The 16966-nt window shown below is 64.3% G+C and carries 15 protein-coding genes and 1 pseudogene; 8 read left to right on the forward strand and 8 right to left on the reverse strand.

The window, feature by feature from the left end; all coding sequences use genetic code 11:
• Nucleotides 1–2 precede the first annotated feature (2 nt).
• From P9875_RS14390 to paoC, 4 genes are all read left to right on the forward strand, one after another.
• A complete protein-coding gene (locus P9875_RS14390) occupies nucleotides 3–686 on the forward strand; it encodes an RNA polymerase sigma factor (RefSeq protein WP_278318775.1) in 684 nt (227 codons plus the stop codon).
• A gap of 76 nt (nucleotides 687–762) precedes the next feature.
• Nucleotides 763–1410: an aldehyde dehydrogenase iron-sulfur subunit PaoA gene (gene paoA / locus P9875_RS14395; protein WP_099403436.1), complete on the forward strand. Its 648-nt coding sequence runs from the start codon at nucleotides 763–765 to the stop codon at nucleotides 1408–1410.
• Nucleotides 1407–2366, forward strand: a complete 960-nt coding sequence (locus P9875_RS14400) for an FAD binding domain-containing protein (protein ID WP_278318776.1) — start codon at nucleotides 1407–1409, stop codon at nucleotides 2364–2366. Before paoA ends, P9875_RS14400 begins: the two co-directional genes overlap by 4 nt.
• A 4-nt stretch (nucleotides 2367–2370) precedes the next feature.
• Nucleotides 2371–4578, forward strand: coding sequence for an aldehyde oxidoreductase molybdenum-binding subunit PaoC (gene paoC / locus P9875_RS14405; protein ID WP_278318777.1), 2208 nt, complete (start codon nucleotides 2371–2373; stop codon nucleotides 4576–4578).
• A 24-nt stretch (nucleotides 4579–4602) separates the two neighbouring features.
• Here the strand turns inward: paoC and P9875_RS14410 are convergent, their stop codons facing one another.
• Both P9875_RS14410 and P9875_RS14415 read right to left on the reverse strand, forming a co-directional pair.
• Nucleotides 4603–5994: a hypothetical protein gene (locus tag P9875_RS14410; RefSeq protein WP_278318778.1), complete on the reverse strand. Its 1392-nt coding sequence runs from the start codon at nucleotides 5992–5994 to the stop codon at nucleotides 4603–4605.
• A gap of 247 nt (nucleotides 5995–6241) precedes the next feature.
• Complete coding sequence (locus P9875_RS14415) at nucleotides 6242–6571, reverse strand: hypothetical protein (protein ID WP_158300235.1); 330 nt, start codon at nucleotides 6569–6571, stop codon at nucleotides 6242–6244.
• A gap of 203 nt (nucleotides 6572–6774) precedes the next feature.
• Here P9875_RS14415 and P9875_RS14420 point away from each other — a divergent pair, with 203 nt between their 5' ends.
• Nucleotides 6775–7761, forward strand: coding sequence for a magnesium and cobalt transport protein CorA (locus tag P9875_RS14420; RefSeq protein WP_099403440.1), 987 nt, complete (start codon nucleotides 6775–6777; stop codon nucleotides 7759–7761).
• Nucleotides 7762–7770: 9 nt separating this feature from the next.
• Here P9875_RS14420 and P9875_RS14425 read toward each other — a convergent pair.
• From P9875_RS14425 to P9875_RS14435, 3 genes and pseudogenes are all read right to left on the reverse strand, one after another.
• Nucleotides 7771–8076 (reverse strand): annotated as a pseudogene (locus P9875_RS14425) (alpha/beta hydrolase); the annotation flags it as partial.
• Nucleotides 8077–8179: 103 nt separating this feature from the next.
• Nucleotides 8180–9025 (reverse strand): universal stress protein, encoded by an 846-nt coding sequence (locus P9875_RS14430; RefSeq protein WP_278315682.1) that lies wholly within the window; start codon nucleotides 9023–9025, stop codon nucleotides 8180–8182.
• Between the two features lie 57 nt (nucleotides 9026–9082).
• Complete coding sequence (locus P9875_RS14435; RefSeq protein WP_278315683.1) at nucleotides 9083–10885, reverse strand: PHA/PHB synthase family protein; 1803 nt, start codon at nucleotides 10883–10885, stop codon at nucleotides 9083–9085.
• A gap of 271 nt (nucleotides 10886–11156) precedes the next feature.
• On the opposite strand from P9875_RS14435, the gene P9875_RS14440 reads away from it, so the two are divergent.
• Entirely contained in the window at nucleotides 11157–11396 is a 240-nt protein-coding gene (locus P9875_RS14440) for a hypothetical protein (RefSeq protein ID WP_278315684.1), read from the forward strand.
• On the opposite strand, the gene gcvA is transcribed toward P9875_RS14440, so the two are convergent.
• Nucleotides 11393–12295 carry a transcriptional regulator GcvA gene (gene gcvA / locus P9875_RS14445; RefSeq protein WP_278315685.1) on the reverse strand — a complete coding sequence of 301 codons (903 nt, stop codon included), beginning with the start codon at nucleotides 12293–12295 and terminating at the stop codon, nucleotides 11393–11395. The genes P9875_RS14440 and gcvA overlap by 4 nt on opposite strands.
• A gap of 125 nt (nucleotides 12296–12420) precedes the next feature.
• Between gcvA and P9875_RS14450 the strand changes: the two genes are divergently transcribed.
• Nucleotides 12421–13071, forward strand: a complete 651-nt coding sequence (locus tag P9875_RS14450; RefSeq protein ID WP_278315686.1) for a glutathione S-transferase family protein — start codon at nucleotides 12421–12423, stop codon at nucleotides 13069–13071.
• A 24-nt stretch (nucleotides 13072–13095) separates the two neighbouring features.
• The gene (locus P9875_RS14455) at nucleotides 13096–14115 is read left to right on the forward strand and encodes an LLM class oxidoreductase (protein ID WP_278318833.1); all 1020 of its coding nucleotides are present in this window, start codon (nucleotides 13096–13098) and stop codon (nucleotides 14113–14115) included.
• A gap of 17 nt (nucleotides 14116–14132) precedes the next feature.
• Here the strand turns inward: P9875_RS14455 and P9875_RS14460 are convergent, their stop codons facing one another.
• Both P9875_RS14460 and P9875_RS14465 read right to left on the reverse strand, forming a co-directional pair.
• Complete coding sequence (locus tag P9875_RS14460) at nucleotides 14133–15419, reverse strand: DUF445 domain-containing protein (protein WP_278315687.1); 1287 nt, start codon at nucleotides 15417–15419, stop codon at nucleotides 14133–14135.
• 77 nt (nucleotides 15420–15496) lie between these two features.
• Nucleotides 15497–16894, reverse strand: a complete 1398-nt coding sequence (locus P9875_RS14465; protein WP_081922399.1) for an amino acid permease — start codon at nucleotides 16892–16894, stop codon at nucleotides 15497–15499.
• Between the last annotated feature and the right edge of the window lie 72 nt (nucleotides 16895–16966).

The following is a 16966-nucleotide window of genomic DNA, read 5'->3' on the forward strand; positions in this document are numbered from 1 at the left end:
GTATGGCTGCTGCCTTGCCCCTGCGCATGGCCGGCATGGCCTGGTACCGTCCCGCCATCCGGCCCCGTCTGCAGGCGGCCAACGACGTGGCGCCAGGGCAGGGCGCGCAACTGCAGGCTGTACTGGAAAGCAATTACGCGGCCCTGCACCGGCGCCTGGCGCGCCACCTGGGCTGCGCCGAGCTGGCCAGCGACAGCCTGCACGACGCCTGGCTGCGTCTGGGCACGCTGGCGGCCGGGGACGGGGCTGCGCTGGCGCACAACCCCGTCGCCTATGTGTTCCGCGTGGCGTGCAATGCGGCCATGGACAGTCTGCGCCGCAACCGAGCCTGGCTGTATGCGGACGAGGGCGAAGGGGATGGCGGCGCCGGCCTCGTCGATTTCCTCGCCGATACGGCGGCCGGGCCGGAACGCCTGGCCGAGCTGCAGGCCGACGTGCGCCGGCTGGCGCAGGCCGTCGAGCTGCTGCCGCGGCGCCACCGGCAAGTGCTCGAAGCGCTGCGCGTGGACGAGCTGACCCGCCAGGAAGTGGCTGAGCGGCACGACATGTCGCTGCGCAATGTCGATACGGCCTTGCGCCAGGCGCTCGACCATTGCGCCCGCCACACGGGTTATGCGGCGCAGGGCGGCGTCGGCACGACCCGGCGCGGCTTGAGGCTGAACGTTCGTTCGCGTACAGACGCGTAAACATCCGGCCGTCAGACTGGTGCTTCGGGCCTGCATGCGCCCACCCAGCCAGTCCACAGCCAGGAGGAAGCGCGACATGACAGAGTCCCATCACATCAATGCCGGCAGGCGCGGCTTGCTGATCGCCGGCGCGCTGTCGGCCACGGCGGCGGCCGTGCCCAGTGTGGCAGGCGCGGCGCAGGCCGTCAGCACGAGCGGCCAGGCACCGCCAGTGCTGATGAAAGTCAGCCTCGACGTCAACGGCCGGCGCCACAGCCTGGAACTCGACACGCGCACCACCTTGCTCGATGCCTTGCGCGAACACTTGCACCTGACGGGCACCAAGAAGGGCTGCGACCACGGCCAGTGCGGCGCCTGCACCGTCATGCTCGACGGCCAGCGCATCAATGCCTGCTTGACTCTTGCCGTAATGCATGATGGCGCCAAGGTCACCACCATCGAGGGACTCGGCACGCCCGATAAGCTGCACCCGATGCAGGCCGCCTTCATCGCGCATGACGGTTATCAGTGCGGCTATTGCACGCCGGGGCAGATCTGCTCGGCCGTGGCCGCGCTGGGCGAGATCCGCCAGGGCATCCCCAGCCACGTCAGCGCGGACTTGAACGCGGCCCCGCAGGCGACACCCGAGGAATTGCGCGAACGCATGAGCGGCAACATCTGCCGCTGCGGCGCCTACTCCAACATCATCGAAGCGATCACCGAGGTGGCGGGGAGGCCGGCATGAGAGTGTTCAGCTACCAGAAGGCCGCCACGCCGGCCGAAGCGGCCGCCGCCGCCTTGCACACGCCGGGCGCGCGCTTCATCGCGGGCGGCACGAATCTGCTTGACCTGATGAAACTGGAAATCGAAACGCCCGCGCATCTGATCGATGTCAATGGCCTGGCGCTGGATAAAGTGGAAGCAACAAAGGACGGTGGCTTGCGCATCGGCGCCCTCGTGCGCAATACGGCCTTGGCAGCCCACGCCACGGTGCGCCGCGATTATGCCGTGCTGTCGCGCGCCTTGCTGGCGGGCGCCTCGGCGCAATTGCGCAACAAGGCGACGACGGCCGGCAACCTGCTGCAGCGTACGCGCTGCCCGTATTTCTATGACACGAACCAGGCCTGCAACAAGCGCGTGCCGGGCAGCGGCTGCTCGGCCATAGCCGGCTTCAGCCGGCCGCTGGCGATTCTGGGCGGCAGCGAGGCCTGCATCGCCACGCACCCGAGCGACATGGCCGTGGCCATGCGCGTGCTCGACGCCGGCATCGACACGGTACGTCCCGACGGCAGCACGCGCAGCATCCCCATCGCCGACTTTTACCGTTTGCCGGGCAACACGCCGCACGTGGAAACCGTGCTGCAGCCGGGCGAACTGATCACCAGCGTGACTTTGCCCCGGCCCATCGGCGGCACGCACGTCTACCGCAAGGTGCGCGACCGCGCCTCGTATGCGTTCGCGCTCGTATCCGTGGCGGCCATCATCTTGCCCAATGGTACGGGCAAGCTGGCCTTGGGCGGCGTCGCGCCGCAGCCGTGGCGAGTGCCTGCCGCCGAGCAGGCGATCCCCAATGGCGCCGCCGCCGTGAGCGAACGCCTGCTGGCCGGCGCCAGGACGACTGACGACAATGCCTTCAAGGTGACCCTGGCGCAGCGCACGATTGCCTCGGTGCTGGCTGAAGCGCAAGCAAAGAAAGGCTAGGGCCATGAAATTTACGACACCGGCGACCACCAATCCCATCGACCAGCTGAAAGTCGTGGGCCGTCCCACGGACCGCATCGACGGCCCCCTGAAAACCACGGGCACGGCGCCGTATGCATATGAACAGAACAAGGCCGCGCCGCATGCCGCTTACGGCCATGTCGTCGGCGCGGCGATTGCCAAGGGACGCATCGCGTCGATAGACACGAGCGCGGCGCGGCGCGCGCCCGGCGTGCTGGCCGTGGTGACGGCCGAATCGGTTGGGAAATTGGGCAAAGGCAAGATGAACACGGCAAAGCTGCTGGGCGGGCCGGACATTGAACATTACCACCAGGCCATCGCGCTGGTGGTGGCGGAAACCTTCGAACAAGCCCGCTCGGCCGCGCAGTTGCTGGACGTCAAATATGTCGAGCAGAAGGGCGTTTTCGACCTGGCCAAGGCAAAAAGCACGGCCACCAAGCCGAAAGACGGCAAGCCCGACAGCAAGACGGGCAACTTCGCCGGCGCCTTTGCCAATGCGCCCGTGCGCCTGGACGCCACCTACACGACGCCTGACCAGTCGCACGCCATGATGGAGCCGCACGCCTCGATTGCGGCTTGGGAGGGCGACAAGGTGACGGTGTGGACGGCGAACCAGATGGTGGACTGGGGCCGTGGCGACCTGGCCCGTACGCTTGGCATTGCGAAAGACAAGGTGCGGATCGTTTCGCCGTACATCGGCGGCGGCTTCGGCGGCAAGCTGTTCGTGCGCGCGGAAGCCTTGCTGGCGGCCTTGGGCGCGCGCGCGGCCCAGCGTCCCGTCAAGGTGGCCCTGGCGCGCCCCTTGATGATCAACAACACGACGCACCGGCCCGCCACCATCCAGCGCCTGCGCATCGGCGCCACGCGCGACGGCAAGATCACGGCCATCGGCCATGAATCGTGGTCCGGCGACCTCAAAGGTGGGCAGCCGGAAACGGCCGTGATGCAGACGCGGTTGCTGTACGCGGGCCCAAACCGCATGACGGTCATGCGCCTGGCCGTGCTCGACCTGCCGGAAGGCAATGCCATGCGTGCGCCGGGCGAGGCGCCGGGCCTGATGGCGCTGGAAATCGCCATGGACGAGATGGCCGACAAGCTGAAAATGGATCCCATCGTCTTTCGCATCCTGAACGACACCAAAGTGGACCCGGAAAAACCGGGCAGGCCGTTTTCCCAGCGCCGCCTGATCGACTGCCTGCGCACGGGCGCCGTGGAATTCGGCTGGAAGGAGAGACCAACGCAGCCGGGCATGCGGCGCGACGGGCGCTGGCTCGTGGGCATGGGCGTGGCGGCGGCCTTCCGCAACAACCTCGTCATGCAGTCCGCCGCCAGGGTGCGCCTCGATGGCAATGGCGTGATCACGGTGGAAACGGACATGACGGACATCGGCACAGGCAGCTATACCATCATCGCCCAGACGGCGGCGGAAATGCTGGGCGTGACCTTGAACAAGGTCGTCGTGCGCCTGGGCGACTCGGATTTTCCCGTTTCGGCCGGGTCGGGCGGGCAGTGGGGCGGCAACAGTTCCACGGCTGGCGTGTACGCGGCCTGCGTGCGCCTGCGCCAGACCATCGCCGCCAAGCTGGGCTTCGATGAGAAAGAGGCGCGCTTTTCTGATGGCCAGGTGAGCCAGGGCGACCGCAGCGTGCCACTCGCGGCCGCCGCGTTCCATGGCGACATCGTCGCGGAAGACCACATGGAATACGGCGACCTCGATAAAAAATTCCAGCAATCGACGTTCGGCGCGCATTTCGTGGAGGTGGGCGTGGACGGCGACACGGGCGAAGTGCGCGTGCGCCGCATGCTGGCCGTGTGCGCGGCAGGCCGCATCCTGAACCCGAAAGCGGCACGCAGCCAGGTCATCGGCGCCATGACCATGGGCGTGGGCGCGGCCCTGATGGAAGAACTGGTGGTCGACCAGCGCCGCGGCTTTTTCGTCAACCACGACCTGGCCAGCTACGAAGTGCCCGTGCACGCCGACATCCCGCACCAGGACGTCATTTTTCTGGACGAAACGGACCCCATGTCCTCGCCCATGAAAGCCAAGGGCGTGGGCGAGCTGGGGATTTGCGGCGTGGCGGCGGCTGTCGCGAACGCCGTGTACAACGCGACGGGGGTGCGGGTGCGGGACTATCCGGTAACGTTGGACAAGCTGCTGGCAAGACTGCCGGATACGCCGCGCGAGGTGTAGTTTTTACATTTTCTCAGGCTACATTCAAGGGCAGATGACGGGCTTGGGCAGCGCGTCCAGCGCGCCTTTGTCATTGTGCGAATTGACCATGGCAAAGACATCGACGGCGCGATCGGATTGCATGTCGTTTACTCCCACGGAGGTGCCAATGCCTTGTGCGCCGCCCACCGAGATCACGGCATGTTCAACATTAAAAGTGGCTTGCGGCGTCAATATTTTTTGGACCACCCAACTGGCACGCGCCATTGCCAGCGCCTGATTCGAGCCATAGATGCCCATCGGTTGCGGCTTGAGCTGGCGCTTGTCGACCCGTCCGATGACTTCCCATCCACCAACCTGTATCTTGTCGTACCGTACCAGCGCATTGCGGACACACTCTACGGTACTGTGCGCATCAAGCAAATGCCCTCCATCGGGAAACGGACCTACCGTCACGACTTTTCGTATGAACGTATAGTACGGACGTGGATTATCGACCGTATTTTCAACCTTGGTGAGCTTGACTTGAATTTCCCCGACCAAGTTGTCCAGCGCGAACAGCGTGGTATCAAACTTGATTTTTCCTCCCAATCCCAAGATTGAACCGCTAACGAACATTATTCCACCGACAATTTTCTGACGCCACGTTTTCCCTAATAAAAAAAGCGCCGCGCCCAGCATCGCGAAAGTGGCAGCCAGCGCAATGAAGAGTGTCATCCGTAAGCCGTCAGCGACATTGCCATCTGTTGTTGGCGTGCTTGTTATCTGTTTTTGTGATTGAATGATTTCGTTGGCGACAATACTGGGGGAAGTGGATGCGGGGATCATCATCGAGATGATGAACATGATAGTAAAGAAAAGCATGGCCCATAGATAATTGTTTATCGCCCGGCTTGCCACCGTAAGATTATCAAGTTTTATTTGATTGATTTGATGTAGCGAGGAAATGTAAAATAATACTTCATTTTTTTCATTCAAAAAGCTGTTTATTTTATTCTGCGGATAAATTGTTTCGCCGTTCTGGTAAGTAAAGAATGCTTTCGCAGTCAATCCTCTAATTATTGCGCGCAGCGCCGCAATCCATTGGAGAAGCAAGTAGACACAAGCAAAGATGAAAAAAAATCTCGTCATTGGCAGGTCGAGATGCGCTTTGCCAATGAAGAAAAAAACACATCCTGCTACGAAAAGAAAAGCTAATATTGCAATATGGAGAATGACGTCCAAATTAATTTTATGGCTTTGTTTTTCTTTTTCCCCTTGGACTGATTTTACATTGCGATTCCACGAATCAGAAAAAAAATCGTAGTGCTTGTATGAGTTGGAGAGTTTTTCAACCTCCTTTTCGAATATGTCATTTTCCTCTTTTTGACGGCGTAGATATTTTTTTTCAAGGGAAGGCCATAGAAAGTCTGCCAGGAGGCGGGAAAGGGTAGCCATCAGGATCGTTGCGCAAACGCGCCAGTGTTGCTTGCGATTCGCGGCTTGTCAGCCCATTGGTCTTCAGCAAGCATTCCAGAAGTAAAACTGTGAACGGCGCGCAAGTGGTATGTGTCTTTCATCTTTGGTCCTGTCGGCATGCTGGTGAATCAGCTTTAGTATCGCGGAGTACGTTCGACCTTTACCTCCCTATCCGGGTATTCTTATACGAAGGCATAGTCAGCTTGATCGCCCACATAGTCCGGATTTATTCATTTATTGTCAACATATTTCCGTATGAAAACAAAATTTCGGATTGGACCATGTTTATCATCAAATGGTTTTGAATGCCGTATCTGAAAAATGCTGATTGCGAAGAGACAGCGGCAAGGCGAATACCGCATGGCATGCATGCTGGGGACGTGGCGGAGTGCCTGGCATCCATCGAATACGTGTCGTTCAGGTCCACCACCACGTTTGCATACGGCACGAACTTGCTCTTGGCGAAGGCAAAACGGGCGCTGCTGTTATAACCGATGCGGTTCTTGTCCCATCGCGTCAGGCGTCCGCCCAGGGTGAATGGGCCGGACAGTGTCACGTCGGTGCTGCTCTCTGGTCGCGTTGGCCAATATGGCGGTTCGGATATCCAGCCATGGCCCAGCGCGTGTTCAGGAGACGGCTGCCAGCGGCATTTCAAATTGGCGTGCCAGAATGTGAATATGGCAGCTTCGTTGGCAGGGTCATCATGGTCTTTCCGCTATACTTGCCCCCCGATATTGCCGCCCTTAGCCGAAAACCACCATGGACTTGAGTACCCACGCCGCCGTCGTCAATTGCGAAGCCTATCGCGACGGCAAGAAGATCGCGCATTTCGACATCGACAAGGTGGGCGACTTTCTCGGCGACCCCGATTGCTTCGTCTGGATCGGCATGGCCAGTCCCGATGCCACGGCCATGCAGGCGCTGCAATCGGCGTTTGGCTTGCACGAACTGGCCGTCGAGGATGCGCAGGGCGCGCACGAGAGGCCCAAGCTGGAAGAGTATGGCGACACCCTGTTCATGGTGGTGCACACGGCCACGCTGGACGGCGAGGCCATCGTCTACGGCGAAACCCACGTCTTTCTCGGCCCCCGCTTCATCATCACGGTGCGCCACGGCCCCTCGGCCGGCTATGCGAAGTTGCGCGAACGCAAAGAAAGCGTGCCCGAGAAACTGGCCAGCGGCCCTGGTTACGTGCTGTATTCCATCATCGACTTCATCGTCGACCAGTACCAGCCCTGCATCGACCATTTGCAGGCGAAGTTTCAGCACTATGAATTGCAGCTGTTCAAGCCCAGTTTGAGCGAGGACAAGCTACAGGATTTTTACCAGCTTAAGACGGAACTGCTCAAGCTCGACGCGGCCGTCAACCCGCTGCACGACATCTGCACCCAGCTGATCCGCTTCCATGGCGACATCGTGCCCAAGGAAAACCGCATCTATTACCGCGACATTCTCGACCACGTCAAACGGGTCACGCATACGGCTGGTCAGATGCGCGAGCTGGTCAATTCAGCCATGCAGGTGGCGCTGGGGCAAATTTCGATCCGCCAGAACGAGGTCGTCAAGCGCCTGGCCGCCTGGGCCGCCATCCTGGCCGTGCCCACCATGGTATTCAGCCTGTACGGCATGAACTTCGAATTCATGCCGGAACTGAAGTGGCGCGGCAGCTATCCGGCCGTGATCGTCGTCATCATCGCCGGCTGCTACTGGCTGCACCGGCGCCTGAAGCGCGAGGGGTGGCTGTAGCCGGCAGGTTTAGCCGCTTGCCACCTCGCTTGCCGCCTCCAGTATCAGCGCCGCCACTTCGATGGGGCGCGAGGCCAGCGACGCGTGGCTGGCGTTCAGGGTGATGACTTTCCTGGCGCTCAGGCGCGCCGCCATGCGGTCGGCAGTGGACACCTGGTACCAGCTGGGTTTGTGCTTCCAGGCCGGGTCGCTGACGGTGTCGCCAAAGGTGCTGGCCAGCGGTGCTTTCTGCACCACGCCCAGCACGGCGCCTTCTTCCGCGTCGAGATCCTGGCAAAAGCTGTCATGGTAGTGCTCGGGTTTGACCCACACATGGCGGCTGCCGGCGAACAGGGTCAGCTCGTTGCCGGCGCCGGTGCGAAGCGGTTTGCCCGATTGGCCATAGCCGCGGTGCGTGATGGCCAGCACGCGGTGGCGGCTAGTGCGACACCAGCACCGGCAAGGTCATCTCCTGCAGCACCGTGCGCGTGACGCCGCCCAGCAGCGCTTCGCGCAGGCGCATGTGGCCGTAGCAGCCCATCACGACCAGGTCGCAGTGTCGCTGGGCGGCCATGGACAGCAGGGCCGCGCCCACGTCCTGGCCCGGCGGCGTGTCGTGCTGCAGCACCTCGACGTTGACGCCATGGCGCGCCAGGTACAGGGCCAGGTCGGCGCCCGGCTGCTCGCCATGCGCGGCCGGCTGGGCGTGCGAATTGACGACGGCCAGCGTTACCTGCCGCGCCCCCTGCAGCAGCGGCAGCGCATCGGTGATGGCGCGCAGCGCTTCTGCGCTGCCGTTCCAGGCCAGCAGCGGATGCTGCGCGATGCCCGCCGGCGCGGCGGACGGCGCGTACGGCACCATCAGCACGGGCCGGCCGCAGTGGAGCATCAGGTATTCGGCCGTGCCGGCGATGACGCGCGACGGCGTATCCTGCGCATCGGTCTGGCCGAGGATCAGCAAGTCGCAATAGCGCGCCTGCAGCAGCAGCGCGCCTTGCGCGTCGTCGTCGACGAAGCGCGTCTCGTAACTGCCCAGGCCTTCCTCGCGGGCGATGCGCTCGAAGTCGTGCAAGGCCTCGCTGGCCTGGGTGCGCAGCGCCTGCATCTGCGCCGGCGCGAACTGCAGCGCGTTGACGCCGCCGCCATACGCGTAGCGCGAGATGCCGCTCATGGCCGAGCCGATCAGGTGGGCGCCGTCGGTGACGGCCAGGCGCACGGCCAGGCGGATGCGCTGGGCGCAGTGGCGCGAATTGTCGACGTGGACCAGCAGGGTGGTGTAGGGCATGGCGTTTTCCTCGGTTGTCGCTAGATTGTCGCTAGATTGTCGCTCGGTTGTCGGTGATCAGGTTTGCAGCACGTAGCGGCCCGGCGCATCGCCCAGGTCGGGCCCCATCGCCGGCGGCGCCACTTGCGCGCTCGCGCGTTCTTCCAGCCAGGCTTGCCAGGCGGGCCACCACGAACCGTCATGCTGCGGCACGTCGCGCTGCCAGCTGTCCGCATCGATGTAGGGCGCATCGTGGCGGTGCGTGGCCAGCTGGTAGCTGCGGCGCGGCTGGCCCGGCGGCGAGACCACGCCAGCATTGTGGCCGCCCGAGGTCAGCAAAAAGGTGACGTCGGTGTCGGTCAGCAGCTGCAGTTTATACACGGAGCGCCATGGCGCCACGTGGTCCGTCAGGGTGCCGACGGCAAAGATGGGCGCATCGATGTCGGGCAGGGCGATGTGGCGGCCGGCCGTGCGGTAGCGGCCTTCGGCCAGGTCGTTGTGCAGGAACAGGCGGCGCAGGTATTCCGAATGCATGCGGCAGGGCATGCGCGTGGCGTCGCCGTTCCAGGCCATCAGGTCGCTGTCCTGCTCGTCTTGTCCCAGCAGGTAGTGGCGCAGCTGGCGCGACCAGATCAGATCGTTCGAGCGCAGCAGCTGGAAGGCGCCCGCCATCTGCTTCGTGTCGAGGTAACCCTGCTTCCACATGGCCGCTTCCAGGAAGCTGACCTGGCTCTCGTCGATGAACAGCGACAGTTCGCCCGGCTCCTTGAAGTCCACCTGCGACGCCAGCATGGTGAGGCTGGCCAGGCGCGCATCGCCATCGCGCGCCATGGTCGCGGCGGCGATCGCCAGCAGGGTGCCGCCCAGGCAGTAGCCGACAGCGTGCACCTGCGGCGCGCCCGCGATGCTGGCAACGGCGTCAAGCGCGTCCATCACGCCCAGCTGGCGGTAGTCTTCCAGCGACAGCTCGCGGTCTTCTTCCGTCGGGTTTTTCCAGGAAATCATGAACACCGTGTGGCCCTGGTCCACCAGGTAGCGCACCAGCGAATTGTGCGGCGACAGGTCGAGAATATAGAACTTCATGATCCACGCCGGCACGAACAGCAGCGGCGTCGCGTGCACCGTCGCCGTCGTGGGCGCGTACTGTATCAATTCGATCAGGTCGTTGCGGTAGACCACCTTGCCCGGCGTGACGGCCACGTTCTGGCCTGCCTGGTAACGGCGCGTGTCGGGCGCATACGGCCCCATGGCGGCGCGCTGCCAGTCGGCGGCCGCATGCGCTGCGCCGCGCGCCAGGCTGGCGCAGCCGCTTTCCAGGGCCGATTGCTGCACCACGGGATTGGTCGGCACGAAGTTCGACGGCGCCAGCATGTCGAGCCACTGGCGCACGGTGAACGTGACGACATCCTCGTGGTGCGGCGAGACGCCGCGCACGCCCGTGGTGGCGCGGTGCCACCACTGCTGCTGCAGCAAAAAGCCCTGGTAGACGAGGTTGTACGGCCAGCGCCGCCAGGCCGGGTCGTCGAAGCGCCGGTCCTGCGGCAGCGGCGCGATGCACGGTTTGGCGTCGCCGCCGGTCAGGGCCGATTGCATGGCGTACTGTTGCCAGCGGCCGATCTTCTTCCAGGCTTCCTGTAGCAGGGCTTGCTGCTTCGATGGCGCCAGCGCCAGGTGGCCGAGCCAGTCGGCATACGCGTTGCCCAGCGCGGCCGGCGAAATGCCGCCCGTGAACTTGCCCAGCCAGGCGTTCAGCAGCAGATCCAGGGTGGCGCCTTCCGGCGCGCTTTCCGGATAGCCGGGCGCCGGCACGCCTTGCCAGGCGCTGCCCAGGCGCTCATGTTCCACGTTGTGCTGCGCGTCGCTCGGCTGCGTCTTGCTCATCCGGTGCTCCCGTCATTTTTTTACAGGATAGCAAGAGCTTGTTCAAAAAATTATGATCTACATCAAGTTTGACCGGATGCGTGCCCATGTGGCTTGCCGCCTGATGGCAAGTGCGACTAAAAAAGATTTAATCGAATATCGTAATTTCATTGTTTTTCGTGATGAAATAAAGAAAAGCGATTTATTCGTGAATTTATTTATTGTATTTGGTAAATTTATGTAGCAAAATGCAGTGAGGCAAGACCGGTCACTATGGATGGAGGAGATGGACATGCATACGAAAATGTCGGCAAGCGGCAACGAAGAGGCGGCCAGAGGCTATTTACGCGGGGCAGCCGGGGGCGTGCGTCGTTCTTCCGCGCGGCGCCTGAAGGCAATCGGCTACCTGGCCCTGTTGCTGGCCGTGGTGCCGGCTGCGGCCTGCATCGCCACGGGGCGCGCCGGCGTGCCGGTGCTGTTTACCACCATGTGCGGCGTGGTGTCGTGCGCGGCCGGCGGCCATGCACTCTAGCGCGCGGCCTGCGCTTCCTCGCAGATCCATGCCATGAAGGCCTGCACGGCGGGGCGCGTGGCCGCGTCGGGCCGCGTCACCAGATAGTAGGCAAAGCGCGCGGGCCAGGGCAAGTCCAGCACTTGCACCAGGCGCCCGGCGGCGATCTCCTCCTGCGCGTACAGCTGCGGCACCAGGGCCAGGCCCTGGCCCGCCTCGGCCGCGCGTATCAACAGAAAATCATCTTCGAAGGCCGAGCCGCGCAGCGCCCGCGCCGCATCCTCGCTGTCGTCCGGCGCGCCGTGCGCGGCCAGCCACAGGGTCCAGTCGGCGCGGTCCGTATCGTGCAGCAGCGGGTAGCGCAGGCAATCGGCCGGCGTGGCGATGGACGGCTGGCCCGCCATCAGGGCTGGGCTGGCGACGGGTACCAGCACGGGCGCCATCAAGCGTGTCACCTGCAAGCCCGGATAGTCGCCCAGGCCGTGGCGCAAGGCCACGTCGACCCGGTCGCGGCGCAGGTCGACGAGGGCCGATGTCGCTTCCACGCGTACCTCGATTTGCGGATGGCGCTGGTTGAAGCGGCCCAGCCTCGGCACCAGCCACGCGGCGGCAAACGTGGCGACCGTGCTGACGGTCAGCGTCTGGCGCGCGCCCATGTCTTCCAGCGCCTGGCTGGCGCCGGCGATCTGCGCGAAGGCGCCCAGCAGGGCGGGGTGGACCCTGGCGCCCGCCTCGGTCAGGCGCAGGCCCTGGCGTTCGCGCGTAAACAGGGGCATGCCGACCCGATCTTCGAGCAGGCGGATTTGCTGGCTGACGGCGCCCGACGTCACGTGCAGCGCCTCGGCGGCCGCCTTGATGCTGCCGCGCTGGCCCACTTCGACAAAGGCGCGCAACGCCTGGAGTGGTAAAGGATGTTTCATTGATATAGTTTTTCTATAGCCAGACACTAAAAATCATCGTTTCCATTCTTTGAGGATAACAACGAGGATGGCGGTGTTTACAAGGCTGATTGTACTTCAGTAAAACTATATCAACAGGACACTCCATGCACAGCATCACATCCCCGGCCGGTTCGCTTGAACTCTACACCGACAGCTCGCCCAACGGTTTCAAAGCCACCATCGCGCTGGCCGAACTGGGTTTGCCCTACCAATTGCGCCACGTGCGCATCGAGCAGGGCGAACACCGCTTGCCCGCTTTCCTGGCCCTCAATCCGCATGGACGCATTCCCGTGCTGGTCGACCACGACACGGGCGTCACCGTGTTCGAATCGGCCGCCATCCTGCTGTACCTGGCCGGGAAAACGGGGCGGCTGCTGCCGAAGGCGCCCGCGCAGCGCTGGGCCGCCATCACCTGGCTGCAATTCCACGCGGCCAGCATGGGGCCGATGCTGGGCCAGCGCGTGCATTTCGAGATCGCCGAGGCAGGCGCGAATGCGGCCGCCACGGCGCACTTTCGCCAGTTGTGCGGCGCGGCGCTGTCCAGCATGGATGGCCGCCTGGCGAACCACGCCTACCTGGGCGGCGACGCCTATTCCATCGCCGACATCGCCAGCTTTGGCTGGCTGCATATCGCCGACCTGATCGGTTTCAAGCTCGATGACTGGCCGCACGTGGGCGCCTGGTACGCCCGCGTGGCGGCCCGCCCGGCCGTGCAGCTGGGCATCACCATTCCCGCGCCCGCGACGGGCGCCTGATTTTTATCAAGGAACAATATGAGCATGGACATCACGCAAGGCGCTTCATCGCAAGCCTTCACGCAGCACCGCGGCTACCGCCGCATGTTCGCGCCCGGCGCGCTCACCGTCGGCATTTATCTGCCGCTGCGCTTTTACCAGGGCGACATGCGGGCGCTGGCCGGCCAGGCCGACCTGGTCGCCGCCATGGACAGGCAGGGCTTTGCCGCCGCCTGGGTGCGCGACATTCCCCTGTTCGACCCGCGCTTCGGCGATGCGGGCCAGCTGTTCGACCCGTGGACCTACCTCGCTTACCTGGCGGCGCGTACGGACTCGCTGGCCTTGGCCACGGGTAGCGCCATCTTTACCCTGCGCCACCCCATCGACCTGGCCAAGGCGGCCGCCAGCATCGACCAGCTGTCGGGAGGACGCCTGGTGCTGGGCACGGCGTCGGGCGACCGCGCCAGCGAATTTCCCGCGTATGGCGTGCCGTACGCCACGCGCGGCGAGCGCTATGCGCAGGCCGTGCAGCTGTTCCGCCAGTTGCTGCGCGCCGGCCCCGCCAGCGTCAAAGGCCCGCTGGGCAGCATCGAGGGCCTGGAACTGCTGCCCAAGCCCGTGGCGGGCGCCATTCCCCTGGTCGTCACCAGTTCCTCGGGCCAGCCTTTGGCATGGATAGGGCGCCATGCGGACGGCTGGCTGACGTATCCGGAAGCGACGGATACGCCGGAAGGGCCGCGCCGGCTGGCGGACAAGATCCGCGCCTGGCGCCGGTGCATCCCGGATGGCGGCTTCCGCCCCCACATGTGCAATGAGTGGCTGGACTTGGTGGACGACCCCGACTACCCGCGCACGCCCGTTCGCAGCGGCTATGTGCTGCGCACGGGGCGCAAGGGCTTGATCGATTTGCTCGGTGAATGGCGCGAAGCGGGTGTCAACCATGCGGCGCTGGGCATCCAGCATGGCCAGCGCCCGGCCGCGGAAGTGCTGCAGGAACTGGCGCAGGAAGTGCTGCCGCATTTTCCCTCGCATGCGGCGCCGCCCAGCGCCGTGCCGCGTTGGTGAAGGGGAGATTAACGCGCTTAAAACGCGTGGCTGGCGGCGTAAATCAGCAAGCCGGCCAGGCCGCCCACGATGGTGCCGTTGATGCGGATGAATTGCAGGTCGCGCCCGATGGCCAGTTCGATGCGCTCGCTCATTTCATCCTTGCTCCACAAGTCCAGGCGGGCGGCGATGAAGGCGCCCACCTCCCCCCGGTAGCGGCGCACCAGCGAGCCGCTGCCGGCGACGATGGCGTCGTTCAGCCATGCCCGCGCAGCTTTGTCCGTTTCCAGCACCTTGCCCGTGTTGCGTGCCAGGCTGGCGATGGCTTGCGCCAGCAAGGGCTGGTCCGCGTGCAGTTCGGTCAGCAGGCGCGTGCTGAGGTGCTTCCAGACGTCGCCCAGCATGGCTTGCACGGTATCGCTGGCGATCAGTTGCAGCTGGTAGCGGCGCACGGTTTCCTGCCACTGCGGGTCGGCCTTCAGGTGCAGGGCGCTGTCGGCGATCCAGCCGGCGATGCGCTGGCGCAGCGGGTGCTGCGGATCGACGCGCACGGCGAGGGCGAATTTTTGCAGCGAGGCGATCATGCGCGGTTCATACGCTTTCACGGCCTTTTTCACGAGTGCGTTCTCGATCTGGAAAGCGCCCAGCACGAAGTCGCCGATGGCCGCGTGATGCGTCTCGTCGTCGAGGTAGGCGGCGCTGCGGTCGAGCAGGAAGTCCAGCAGTTCCTGCGGCTTGCCGTCGGCGATCAGCGCATCGATGCAGTCGGCCGCCACGTCCGATACATTCAATTGTCCCAGGTAGTTGCTGGCTTGCTCGCGCAGCAATCGCCCCAGTTGCTGGTGGTTGGCCATCGCCAGCAGCTGTCTGGCGACGCTGGCGCTGGCCATGCCCAGCTGCCGGGCGTGGCTCTCGTCACCGAGCCAGGCGCCCAGGCGCGCGGCGGGATCGGCTTGCGCGATGCGTTCGGCGATGCCTTGTTCGGTAATGAAATGGTTTTCCACGAAGGCGCCCAGGCTGCGGCCGATGTCGGCCTTGCTGTTCGGGATGATGGCCGTATGCCACAGGGGGATGCCCAGCGGGTGGCGGAACAGGGCGACGACGGCGAACCAGTCGGCGATCGCCCCCACCATGGCCGCTTCGGCGAATGCTTCCACATAGCCCCAGGCGGGGTGGCCGTCCCGCTGCGAGCGGGCCACGGCGAAGACCAGCGCGGCCAGCAGCAGCAAGCCGACGGCCAGCCACTGCATGTTGCGCAGGCGCGCGCGCTTGAGCTGGTCCGTGCTCTGGTCCAGTTGTGCGATGAGGTCGGGGGAACGTTGCATGGATGGCGGCCTGCGGTGGTTGCGAGACCGCCATCTTAACTGCGGCAGCGACAGGATGTGTCGCTGCCGGGGACTTTTTACTGTTGCGGGTGCAGCAGCGAACGGCGGCGCGCGTAGCCGAAGTAGATGACCAGGCCGATCACCAGCCAGATGGAAAAGGCCAGCCAGGTGACCCAGCTGAGGAAGGTCATCAGACCCACGCACAGGATCACGGCCAGCGCCGGCACGTAGGGCACGCCGGGGCAGCGGAAGGCGCGCGGCAGGTCCGGGCGCTTCTTGCGCAGCACCACCACGGCAATCGAGACCATGGTGAAGGCGGCCAAAGTACCAATGTTGATCAGTTCGGCGAGGATGTTGAGCGGGATCACGGCGGCGATCAGGCCGAAGACGATGCCGACCAGCCAGGTGGCGAAGAACGGCGTGTGGAAGCGCGGGTGCACGGTCGACAGGCGCTTGGGCAGCAAGCCGTCGCGCGACATGGCGAAGATGATGCGCGTCTGGCCGAAAGCCATCACGAGGATCACGGTGGTCATGCCGAGGATGGCGCCCAGGTCGACGAAGCCGGCGATCCAGTTTTCGCCTGCATACTGCAGGGCCAGCGAGACGGGATGGTCGACGCCGAGGAATTTTTGGTACGGCACGATGCCCGTCATGATGGCCGAGACGACCACGTACAGCACGGCGCACACGGCCAGGGAACCGATGATGCCGATCGGCAGGTCGCGCGACGGTTTCTTGACTTCCTCTGCGGCAGAGGTGACGGCGTCGAAGCCGATGAAGGCGAAGAAGACGAGGGCGGCCGCGCTCAGCATGCCGTGGTAGCCGAACGGCATGTAGGGCTGCCAGTTGGCTGGCTGCACGTGGCGCGCGCCGAAAATGATGAACAGCAGCACCACGCCCACCTTGATGGCCACCATGATGTTGTTCAGGCGCGCCGATTCGCGCACGCCCCAGCCCAGCATGGCCGTCAGGGCCAGCATGATGACGAGGGCCGGCAGGTTGATGAAGGTGGTCACGCCGGGCAGGGCACCCGGTGCGGCAGTCAGGGCCACGGGCAGGGCGATGCCAAAGCCCGACAGCAGCGACTGGAAATAGCCGGACCAGCCGACGGAGACGGCGGCGGCGGCCAGGCCGTATTCGAGCAGCAAGTCCCAGCCTATCATCCAGGCGGCCAGCTCGCCCAGGGTGGCATAGCTGTACGTGTAGATGGAGCCTGCCACGGGCACGGTGGAAGCGAATTCCGCGTAGCACAGGGCGGCGAAGCAGCAGGCGACGGCCGCCACGACAAACGACAGCGACAGCGCGGGGCCGGCCGTCAGCGCGCCCGTGCCGGTGAGCACGAAAATGCCCGTGCCGACGATGGCGCCGATGCCCATGAGGACAAGGTCGAAGGGCCCCAGCACTTTCGCCAGGCCTCCCGGTTTCTTGCTGTGGGCGATCATGTCATCCAAATTCTTGGTTCTAAATAAGCTCACTGTGTCTCCTGGTGGTTTTTGTCATGGCGCCATTGCCGCCTCGTGAGTAGCACGACGCAGCCAGATTCTAGC

The sequence above is a fragment of the Janthinobacterium rivuli genome, assembly GCF_029690045.1.
Lineage (GTDB): Bacteria > Pseudomonadota > Gammaproteobacteria > Burkholderiales > Burkholderiaceae_D > Janthinobacterium > Janthinobacterium rivuli.